Raw genomic sequence first — 9595 nt, 5'->3', positions numbered from 1 at the left:
TCTGCCAAGCCCGATGCCACGTTTGCCTTCTTTGCGGGCGGCGGCGCGGTGAAGTTTGTCAAAGACTACGCCGGTGCGGGCCTGAAGAAAAACATCCCCCTGTTTGGCACCGGCTTCCTGACCGATGGCACGCTGGAAGCGCAGGGCGCCGATGCCGATGGTGTGCTGACCGCGCTGCACTATGCCGACGGCCTGAACACCCCGCGCGACAACGCTTTCCGTCTGGCCTACGCCAAAGCCTACAAGATGCAGCCCGATGTGTATGCCGTGCAAGGCTACGACGCCGCCCAGATGCTGGGCATCGGTCTGGCTGCCGTCAAGGGCGATGCAAAAAACACGGCGGGCTTTGCCGCTGCCTTGACCAAGGCCACTATCGACAGCCCGCGTGGCAAGTTCACCATCTCCAAGTCGCACAACCCGATCCAGGACTTGTACCTGCGTGAAGTGTCCGGCAAGGAAAACAAGGTGGTCGGCATCGCCAGCAAGGCGCTGGAAGACCCGGGCCGTGGCTGCCGCATGTAATTCGGGCGCCCTGGCTTTCTGGCTCTCCAGCTCCTAAACCAGCCCTTCCCCCCGCGCGGGGGAAGGGTGCCACGCGGAAATCAATATGGACTTAACAACCTTTCTCATTCAGTGTCTGAATGCGGTGCAGTACGGCTTGTTGCTGTTTCTGGTCGCTTCGGGGTTGACGCTGATCTTCGGCATCATGGGGGTGATCAACCTCGCCCACGGCAGTTTTTACATGGTGGGTGCTTACATGGCGTATGCCTTGTCGCCCATCGTGAGCAGCACCTTCGGTGGCGGTTTTTTTGCCGTGCTGGTGGTGGGGCTGGTGCTGTCGGTGCTGCTCGGTTATGTGCTGGAGTGGGCTTTTTACAGCTACCTGTACGAGCGTGAGCATTTGCAGCAGGTGCTGATGACCTACGGGCTGATTCTGGTGTTCGAGGAACTGCGCAGCCTGCTGGTGGGCGACGATGTGTATGGCGTGAAGGTGCCCGACATCCTGGCGGGCTCGCTGCAACTGGGCGAGATGATGACCTACCCGGTGTACCGCCTGTTTGTCTCGGCCGTCTGTCTGGCGCTGGCGGTGGGCATGTTCTTTGTGTTCACCCGCACCCGCCTGGGCATGATGATCCGCGCCGGTGCCAGCAACCGCGAGATGGTGCAGTCGCTGGGCATTGACATCCAATTTTTGTACCGCGTGGTGTTTGCCGCCGGGGTGGCCATTGCCGCGCTGGCCGGCATGGTGGCTGCGCCCGTGTCGTCGGTGTACCCGGGCATGGGCAACCAAGTGTTGATCATCTGCTTTGTGGTGGTGGTAATTGGCGGCATCGGCTCCATCAAGGGCGCGCTGGTGGCCGCTTTGATGATTGGCGTGGTCGATACCTTCGGCAAGGTCTTTTTGCCGCAAGCCTCTGGCGTGCTGGTGTACCTGCTGATGGCAGGCATCCTGCTCTGGAAACCCGATGGTCTTTTTAAAGCGGGCTAATGCAATGACCCATAACGAAACATCCAAGTTCGCCTTTGTGGCGGTCTTCTTTGTCGCACTGGCAGCTTTTCCTTTTTTCAGCGGCAACTTTGGCGTCGATCTGGTGAGCAAGATCATGATTTACGCCATCTTTGCCCTCAGCCTGGAGCTGCTGGTGGGCGGGGCGGGGCTGGTGTGCTTTGGCCAGGCCGCGTTCTTTGGCATTGGCGCCTACATGGCCGTGCTGCTGTCGCCCGAGTCCGAGCCCGCTTCGCTGCTGTGGCTGCTGCCCGCTGCGGTGCTGGCGGCGGGCTTGTATGCGCTGGTGGTGGGCTCTTTGTCGCTGCGCACCAAAGGCGTGTACTTCATCATGGTGACGCTGGCGTTTGCACAGATGGCCTACTTTGTGGTGCATGACACGCCCCTGGGCGGCGGCTCTGACGGCATCTACCTGAACATGAAGCCCGGGCTGGGCAGCCTGATTCATCTGGATTCGCCCGTGGCCATGTACTTTTTCACGCTGGCTTGTCTGGTGGCGGTGTTTGTCTTTTTGGCCGTGCTGCTGCGTTCGCGCTTTGGCCGCGCCCTGGCAGGCATTCGCGTCAACGAGCAGCGCATGCGCGCCACCGGGTTTTCCACGTACCCCTACAAGCTGGCGGCGTTCACCTTGTCGGGCGCCATCGCTGGTCTGGCGGGCTTTTTGTTTGCCGTGAAGGACGGCTTCGTCAACCCCGAGATGATGAGCTGGCACCTGTCGGGCGCCGTGCTGGTGATGATCATTCTGGGTGGACTGGGCCATTTGCGTGGTGCCTTGATCGGTGCCTTCGCGTTTGCGCTGCTGCAAGAGTTTTTCAAGTCTGAAGCGATATTTGGCGACTTTGCCAAGCACTGGCACCTGGGCCTGGGGCTGGTGATCATTGCGGCGGTGGCATTTTTGCCGCACGGTCTGGTGGATTTGCCAGCCCAATTGCGTGCCCGTCTGGCGGGGGGCCTCACGGGTGGTTCAGAACTGGGTGGCGCGGCCACCAAAAAGGGATAAGCCATGAAGCAAACCGACATTTTGCTGCGCGGCATCAACATCACGCGCCGCTGGGGCGGGCTGGTCGCTGTCAATGATGTGTCCATCGAGCTGGCGCGCGGTACCGTGCATGCGGTCATTGGCACCAACGGGGCGGGCAAGTCCACGCTGATCAACATGCTGTCGGGGGAATTTCCGCCCTCCACCGGCACGGTGGAGCTGATGGGCCAGGACGTGACCGCCTGGCCGCAGGCGCGCCGCGCCCGCCACGGGCTGGGCCGCAGCTACCAGCGCAACACCATCTACCCCAGCTTCAGCGTGTTTGAAAACTGCCGCCTGGCCGCGCAGGCAGCGGCGCAAAAGCCCTGGCTGTGGTGGCAGCCAGCCCACCAATGTGCCTACAGCACCGAGGCCGCGCGCGACGCCGCCACCCGCGCGGGCCTGGACGGCATGCTCGAGCGCCAGGCCGGAATGCTGTCGCACGGCCAGAAACGCCAGCTGGAGATTGCCATGTGCCTGGCCACCAAGCCCCAGGTGCTGCTGCTGGACGAGCCGCTGGCCGGCATGGGGGCCGAAGAAACCGAGCGCATGCTCCAGCTCCTGGATGCCCTGCGCACCGACCACGCGGTGTTGCTGGTGGAGCACGACATGGACGCCGTGTTCCGCATTGCCGATGTGATCACCGTGATGGTCAACGGCGTCAAGATCGCCTCGGGCGATGCTGAATTCATCCGCAACAGCCAGGAAGTGCGCACCGCCTACCTCGGGGAAGGACACTGACATGATGGGTAACGACTTTTTGGTGGACGCCCAGGGCGTACACGCCTGGTACGCCTCCAGCCATGTGCTGCACGGCGTTGACATCCAGATTGCGCGTGGCCAGACCATGGGCTTGCTCGGGCGCAACGGCATGGGCAAAAGCACGTTGATCCGCACCCTGCTGGGCCATGTCACCCAGCGCGAGGGCCGCATCACGCTGTTCGGTCAAGACGCCTCCAAGTTCAAACCGCACCAGGTGGCGCGCCTGGGCGTGGCCTACGTGCCCGAAGGGCGGGGCGTGTTCCACAACCTGACGGTGCGCGAGAACCTGTTGATGGCCGCCCGCCCCGGGCGCGATGGCCGCAACGACTGGACGTATGACCGCGTGATGCAGACCTTCCCGCGCCTGACCGAGCGCCTGACCAACATGGGCAACCAGCTCTCGGGCGGGGAGCAGCAAATGCTGTCGATTGGCCGCGCCCTCATGACGCACCCCGAGCTGATCATTCTGGACGAGGCCACCGAGGGGCTGGCGCCGCTGATCGTCAATGAAATCTGGAACGTGATTGCCGACATCCGCGACAGCGGCATCGCCACGCTGATTGTGGACCGCGATTACCGCCGGGTGCTGGCCCACAGCGACCAGGCCATCGTGCTGCAAAAAGGGCTGGTGGAGCTTTCCGGCTCGTCCGACGCAGTGGCGCTGAATCCGGCACTGCCCAAACTGCTGGGCGTGTAATCGTGAAACTGCCTCAAAAGGAAATGTAATGTCAATAGCCGCCACCATTATTCGAGACGAGCACCGGGCACTGGCTTCAGTCATCAAAGGATTGCAGTTTCTGATTCAGGAAATTCAAAATCGGGGGCAAAAACCAGATTTTGCTTTGCTGCAAGCCATTGTTTCTTATGTGGAGCAGTTTCCCGATAAGCTGCACCACCCCAAAGAAGACCAATATCTTTTTCCGGCGCTGCGCCTGCGTTATCCCGCATCGGCCACTGACCTGGATATTTTGCAGGATGAGCACGAACGCGGCGCTGCCGTGACCACGCGGGTGGTAGAAACTTTGCGTGAATATGCCGCCGATCCGGCCCGTTTTGAAGCTTTTGCCCAGGCCGTGGACGATTACGCCAATTTTCACTGGGCGCACATGCACCGTGAAGAAAACGTGATATTGCCCCTGGCCGAAGCGCACCTGACGCCGCAGGACTGGACGCAGATCAACGCGGCTTTCAAGTCCAACAGCGACCCGCTGGTGGGCATCAACACCCAGCGCGAGTTCCGCGAGCTGTTCCGCAGGCTGGTCAACATCATCCCGGCGCCTTACGGCCTGGGTGCTGAGCACCGATAAGGCGCGGCTCCAGCGCATTACTGGGGGGCAGGGGTGCCCCCCACCGCTTGGCGCCAGTACCTGTCTGGCACAGCGGCTGGTGTGCGTCAGCGCAGCTTCAGGCCGCGCCGCAGAACCACTGGTTTTCCGCCCAGGGTTCTTTTGGTCATCCAGTGCGCCAGTGCCGAGTCCAGCTGGTCTGCGTGCTTGGGGAACCAGTCGGCCAGTTGTGCCACCAGGTCGCGGCAGATGGCCACTTCGCCCTCTGCCAATAATCCCTGCACTTCGCGCACCGAGTGCAGTACGGCGGCGTGTTCATCAATATGGCAGTCGCGTGGCGGAAATTCGGTTTCCCGCATCCAGGTGTTTTCTGTTTCAAAATGCGAAACGCAATGCGCTGCAAACTGGTCCAGCAGTGCGGGCAGTGCTGCATCGTCGGCGTTTTGCAGCTGGCCCAGCAAACCGACAAACTCTTCGTGTACCGTATCAATCGGGTTATAGCCGAGCAGGTATTCATCGCTCCATTGCATAGGGTGTTGTGGTGCAGTGGTGTCGTTGGGTGTCATGGTGGATTTGGAAAAGGTAAAAAATAAAAATGGTGGTTGGCAGGCGGTAGCGGGCAGATGGTTTCTGGTTTTTTATTGCATGCGGAATTATCGCCAGCCCGTTGCTGAAAATCACCAAAGGCGGCCGATCAGCTGAGCAAAATCACTTCAGCACAGCCACTGAGCACCGGCTTGCACAGGATTTTGTAGCCGTCGGCATCAAACCCGGCAGCCACCGAATCCAACGCGCCCGCATTCTGGTGGTCGGTGGCGCTGCCCAGGTAGCACCAGTGGCGCACCACATGGATCTGGAAGTCGTGCGGGTGGGGGGGTGATGCAGCGTCGCCGCGCCCGGGCGTGAAGCGTTCGACCAGCCCGATGGCGCCAGGGTAAGGCCAGGTGGCAATTTGCAGGTCTTCCAGTGCCGTGAACAGACGCTGGCGGTGTTCGCCGGGCGTTTCATCGCCCCGGCACACGCCCGCACACTGGTGCAGCATGGCCCGGAAACACGCCTTGCCCGGTGCCAGCTTCTCCAGGCCCAGTGCCCCGTAGCACAGGCGGTGCTGATCGGCCAGCTGGCGCAGCCCCTCCTGTGCGGCGCGCTGGCTGCTGAACAGCCCATACAGGCCCGACTCGGTGGCAAAGTGGATGTCTTTGGCATACACCACCTCGGGCTGGCCGCCTGTCGTGCGCAGTGCGCACAGTTGGCGGTTGCTGCGCAGCTTCTGGTTGAACAGCGGGTGCATCTCCTTGATGAGGCGCGCCTCCAGCAGCAGGGCGCCTATCTCTCCAGCGGTGCGGATATGGCTGATGCGCCGGGTCTGGCGCAGCATGCGTGCTTCGTCGGCCGTGCGCAGGTGCGACAGCAGGCGGCTGCGCAGGTTGATGCTTTTGCCGATGTACAGCGGCAGGTCGCCTTCCTGCCCGTGAAAGATATACACCCCGGGCGCGGCGGGCATGTCGGCAATGGCCTCGCGCAGGTGCGTGGGGTATTCATAGGTGCTGGCCTGGTCAAACTCGGGGCGGCGGCGGGCAGGGCGGTGCATGGCAGCGTGGGTGGCGGGGTGCAAAGGCGCTCAAGCCGCGCAGTGTAGGCGTGACCACGCCCCTGCACACCGGTCAGCGCTGCCCCCGCCAGCGCCGCAGCCGCAGTCCGTTGGCCACCACCAGCAGGCTGGCGCCCATGTCGGCCAGCACGGCCATCCACAGCGTGGCGCTGCCCGCCAGTGCCAGACCAAAAAACAGCACCTTGACCCCCAGTGCAAAGGCAATGTTCTGCCACAGCACGCGGTGGGTGCGGCGTGACAGGCCCACGGTGTCTGCCACGCGGCGCAGGTCATCGCTCATCAGCACGACGGTGGCGGTTTCCATGGCCATGCCGGTGCTGCCGTTGCCGCCCATGGCAAAGCCGATGTCGGCGCGCGCCAGGGCCGGGGCGTCGTTGATGCCATCGCCCACCATGGCGGTGGCACCCAGGCGTTGCTGCATCTCAGCCAGTGCGTTGAGTTTGTCTTCGGGCAACAGGGCGCCACGGGCCTCCAGAATGCCTGCCTCGCGCGCGATGGCTTGCGCGGTGGCCAGGTTGTCACCGCTCAGCACCACCGTGGTGATGCCCAGGGCCTGCAACTGCGCAATCGCCTCGGGGGCGTGGGCGCGCAGGGTATCGGCCACGGCAAACAGGGCGCGCACGCCGTGGGCATCGGCCAGCAGGGTGACGCTGCGGCCTTGCTCGGCGTGCTGCGCCAGTGCCGCTTCCAGGGCGGGGCTGGATTGGCCGCGCTCTTGCACCAGGCTCAGGTTGCCCAGTACCAGCGGCTGGCCGTTGATGTGGCCTTGCACGCCCCGGCCAGGCAGGGCGGTGAAGTGCTCTACGGCATCGGCTGACAAGGTGGGCGCGGTGTGGCGGGCGGCGGCGCTGCCAGCGCCGGCTTGCAGTGCCTGGGCAATGGCGCGGGAGACGGGGTGGTCAGAGCGCGCTGCCAGCAGCAGCGCCGCTTGGGCCGTTGCGGTGTGCTGCGTGGCCGATGCCGCACCTTCGGGCCAGGTCTGCCAAGCCACCAACGTGGGCTGGCCGTGCGTGAGGGTGCCGGTTTTGTCCAACGCCACGGCGCGCAGGTGGCGGGCGGCCTCCAGTGCGCTGCCGCCTTTGATGAGGATGCCGTGGCGCGCTGCCGCCGTGAGTGCGCTGACCACCGTGACGGGTGTGGCAATCACCAGCGCGCAGGGGCAGGCCATCACCAGAAGCACCAGCGCCTGGTAGAGCGCATCGCGCCAGCCCCAGTCCAGCAGCAGCGGCGCGCCCACGGCCAGCGCCACGGCCAGCACCAGCACGGCGGGGGTGTAGAGGGCGGCAAAGCGGTCGATGAAGCGCTGGGTGGGGGCGCGGCTGGCCTGGGCCTGTTCGACGGCGTGGACGATGCGGTCCAGCGTGGTCTGGCCGGCTGCCGAGGTCACGCGCATCTCCAGCTCGCCCGTGGTGTTGATGCTGCCAGCGTACAGCGGCTTGCCCGGGCCTTTGTCGGCCAGGGCGCTCTCGCCGGTGATGGGTGCCTGGTTGACGGCGCTGTGGCCGCGCGTGATGGTGCCGTCCAGCGGCACGCGCGCACCGGGGGCGATGCGCACGGTGGCGCCCAGGGGCACGCTGCGCGCGGGCACGCGCTGGAATTGGCCGTCGCTGCCCTGCATGTCTGCGCTGTCGGGTGCCAGGGCCAGCAGCTGGCGGATGGCGTGGCGGGCGCGGTCCATGGCGCCATCTTCGATGCGCTCGGCGGCCACGTACAAGGCCATCACCATCGCCGCCTCGGGCCACTGGCCGATCAGGAAGGCGCCTGTCACGGCCACTGCCATCAGGGCGTGGATGCCCAGGCGCAGGCGCGCCAGATCACGCAGGCCCGAGCGGTAAATGCCCAGGCCCGACAGGGCAATGGCCGCCGCAGCCAGCGCCATGCCTGCCGCTTGCCAGGTGTGGCCTGCGGGGGCGAACAGGTGCCACAGCTCGGCCAGCAGCGCCAGGGCCAGGGCCGCGCCCACGCGCGCCCAGCCGGGCAGGGCGCCGTGGTCGTGGCCAGCGTAGTTGCCATCGTCCGCACCGTGCCCGTCGCCATCGCTGTGGCTGCTGCCATGGCTGCAACCACAGCCAGCGGGGGCACAGGCGCTGGCCGCAGGCGCGGGCGTGCGGTGGTCGTGGTCGTGGTCGTGGGGCGGATGGGCTGCCAATGGCGCAGGCGGTGTGGGTGGCAAGGCCGTGCCTTGGGCGCCGGGCAGGGGCCTGCGGGAGTGGGATGTGGAGTTCATGCCATGATTGAAATCCTTGAAGTCACTCGAAGGTCAAGCGATGTCAGACAGTGTTGCGCAGTGGCGCATTGGCGAGGCGGCGCGGCGCTCAGGCGTGTCGGCGGTCAATATCCGGTATTACGAGAAGGAATCGCTGCTCAAGGCGCACGGGAGAAGCGCAAGCAGCTATCGTTTGTATAGCGATTCGGACATCCACCAGCTGCGCTTTATCCGCCTGTGCCGGGCCATGGACATGTCGCTGGACGAGGTGCGCACGCTGCTGGCGCTCGATTGGGCGCGCAAAAGCGACTGCGATGCCGCCCGCGATGCTCTGGACGCGCACTTGTCGCATGTGCGCACGCGCTTGCAAGAGCTGCACGCCCTGGAGCGCGACCTGCAAACCCTGCGCAACCGCTGCGACGGCAGCGATGACCACTGCCACATCATTGCGGCCCTGCACGCCCAGGCCGATGCCCAGGCCTTGTCGGCGCCGCGCAGTGCCCCTGCCAAGCGCCATGTATAAGCCTACGCAGGGGTTTTGTGAAGATTATCAAATTGATAGCTGCTCGCGCCCATTGGATGGGCGTTAGAGGCCCATTTGGTATCAAAAAATGGCGCCCGTGGGCGCTATGATTCGCCCATGATGTCGCTTTTGCCTGGCTCCCGCATTCCCGCACGCTGGTGGCGCACCTGGCAGCGCTGGGTGCTGGCCTGGAGCCGCATCGTGTACCTGGGGGCGGTGGTGCTGGTGCTGGTGCTGTCGCCATCGAGCTACAACCCGGCGGCGCGGCGCACGCTGGCGCGCCACATGTACCTGGGCACTGCGCCCATCCTGTTGGGCTTTACGGTGCTGGCGGCGCTGTTGTGCCTGGTGATTACGCACATCGTGGTGGTCACGGCGCTCAGCTACGGGCTGTCGCGCTATGCGCTGGAGATGGTCATTCGTGTGCTGGTGCTCGAGCTGATTCCGCTGACGGCGGCGCTGTTTGTGGCCATGCGCTGCACCATTCCCAGTGGCGCGCAGTTGGCGCTGTTGCGCCAGTCGGGGCATTTTGGCTGGCTGCGCCAGCACGGCGCCGACCCGGTGCGCACACAGCTGCTGCCGCGCGTGCTGGCCGGGGTGTTTGCCAGCATCACGCTGGCGGCGCTGTCGTGTGTGGTGGCGCTGGTCATGGCTTATCTCAGCGTGTATGGCTTTAACGTG

11 protein-coding genes are annotated in these 9595 nt (G+C 64.6%); 8 read left to right on the top strand and 3 right to left on the bottom strand.

Annotation, left to right across the window (positions count from 1 at the left end):
- From PHX69_RS12685 to PHX69_RS12660, 6 genes are all read left to right on the top strand, one after another.
- Positions 1–522: ABC transporter substrate-binding protein (locus tag PHX69_RS12685; protein ID WP_288044111.1), on the top strand; the 522-nt coding region annotated here is incomplete at its 5' end.
- An 85-nt stretch (positions 523–607) separates the two neighbouring features.
- Positions 608–1489: a branched-chain amino acid ABC transporter permease gene (locus PHX69_RS12680; protein WP_119012546.1), complete on the top strand. Its 882-nt coding sequence runs from the start codon at positions 608–610 to the stop codon at positions 1487–1489.
- Between the two features lie 4 nt (positions 1490–1493).
- Positions 1494–2507 (top strand): branched-chain amino acid ABC transporter permease, encoded by a 1014-nt coding sequence (locus tag PHX69_RS12675; RefSeq protein WP_119012547.1) that lies wholly within the window; start codon positions 1494–1496, stop codon positions 2505–2507.
- 3 nt (positions 2508–2510) lie between these two features.
- A complete protein-coding gene (locus PHX69_RS12670; RefSeq protein WP_119012548.1) occupies positions 2511–3266 on the top strand; it encodes an ABC transporter ATP-binding protein in 756 nt (251 codons plus the stop codon).
- A gap of 4 nt (positions 3267–3270) precedes the next feature.
- On the top strand, positions 3271–3984 hold the full coding sequence (locus PHX69_RS12665; protein ID WP_288044113.1) for an ABC transporter ATP-binding protein: 714 nt from the start codon (positions 3271–3273) through the stop codon (positions 3982–3984).
- A 28-nt stretch (positions 3985–4012) separates the two neighbouring features.
- The gene (locus PHX69_RS12660; protein WP_288044109.1) at positions 4013–4594 is read left to right on the top strand and encodes a hemerythrin domain-containing protein; all 582 of its coding nucleotides are present in this window, start codon (positions 4013–4015) and stop codon (positions 4592–4594) included.
- An 86-nt stretch (positions 4595–4680) separates the two neighbouring features.
- On the opposite strand, the gene PHX69_RS12655 is transcribed toward PHX69_RS12660, so the two are convergent.
- The 3 genes from PHX69_RS12655 to PHX69_RS12645 form a co-directional block, all read right to left on the bottom strand.
- The gene (locus tag PHX69_RS12655) at positions 4681–5139 is read right to left on the bottom strand and encodes a bacteriohemerythrin (protein WP_288044107.1); all 459 of its coding nucleotides are present in this window, start codon (positions 5137–5139) and stop codon (positions 4681–4683) included.
- 128 nt (positions 5140–5267) lie between these two features.
- Positions 5268–6164 carry an excinuclease Cho gene (gene cho, locus PHX69_RS12650; protein WP_288044105.1) on the bottom strand — a complete coding sequence of 299 codons (897 nt, stop codon included), beginning with the start codon at positions 6162–6164 and terminating at the stop codon, positions 5268–5270.
- Positions 6165–6237: 73 nt separating this feature from the next.
- The gene (locus PHX69_RS12645) at positions 6238–8412 is read right to left on the bottom strand and encodes a heavy metal translocating P-type ATPase (RefSeq protein ID WP_288044103.1); all 2175 of its coding nucleotides are present in this window, start codon (positions 8410–8412) and stop codon (positions 6238–6240) included.
- Positions 8413–8452: 40 nt separating this feature from the next.
- Between PHX69_RS12645 and PHX69_RS12640 the strand changes: the two genes are divergently transcribed.
- Together PHX69_RS12640 and PHX69_RS12635 are read left to right on the top strand one after the other, a co-directional pair.
- Entirely contained in the window at positions 8453–8914 is a 462-nt protein-coding gene (locus PHX69_RS12640) for a Cd(II)/Pb(II)-responsive transcriptional regulator (RefSeq protein ID WP_119012553.1), read from the top strand.
- A 117-nt stretch (positions 8915–9031) separates the two neighbouring features.
- Positions 9032–9595, top strand: a 564-nt coding sequence (locus PHX69_RS12635; RefSeq protein ID WP_288044100.1) for an MlaE family ABC transporter permease, incomplete at its 3' end; no start/stop codon positions are given.

The organism is Simplicispira sp. (assembly GCF_028687295.1).
Taxonomy (GTDB): Bacteria; Pseudomonadota; Gammaproteobacteria; order Burkholderiales; family Burkholderiaceae_C; genus Simplicispira; species Simplicispira metamorpha.
The sequence above is the reverse complement of the archived record's forward strand: the minus strand, read 5'-3'. Positions and strand labels throughout refer to the sequence as shown.

Coding starts and splice junctions, on each gene's coding strand:
- PHX69_RS12680 (WP_119012546.1), top strand. CDS start 608: ATGGACTTAACAACCTTTCTCATTCAGTGTCTGAATGCGGTGCAGTAC.
- PHX69_RS12675 (WP_119012547.1), top strand. CDS start 1,494: ATGACCCATAACGAAACATCCAAGTTCGCCTTTGTGGCGGTCTTCTTT.
- PHX69_RS12670 (WP_119012548.1), top strand. CDS start 2,511: ATGAAGCAAACCGACATTTTGCTGCGCGGCATCAACATCACGCGCCGC.
- PHX69_RS12665 (WP_288044113.1), top strand. CDS start 3,271: ATGGGTAACGACTTTTTGGTGGACGCCCAGGGCGTACACGCCTGGTAC.
- PHX69_RS12660 (WP_288044109.1), top strand. CDS start 4,013: ATGTCAATAGCCGCCACCATTATTCGAGACGAGCACCGGGCACTGGCT.
- PHX69_RS12655 (WP_288044107.1), bottom strand. CDS start 5,139: ATGACACCCAACGACACCACTGCACCACAACACCCTATGCAATGGAGC.
- cho (WP_288044105.1), bottom strand. CDS start 6,164: ATGCACCGCCCTGCCCGCCGCCGCCCCGAGTTTGACCAGGCCAGCACC.
- PHX69_RS12645 (WP_288044103.1), bottom strand. CDS start 8,412: ATGAACTCCACATCCCACTCCCGCAGGCCCCTGCCCGGCGCCCAAGGC.
- PHX69_RS12640 (WP_119012553.1), top strand. CDS start 8,453: ATGTCAGACAGTGTTGCGCAGTGGCGCATTGGCGAGGCGGCGCGGCGC.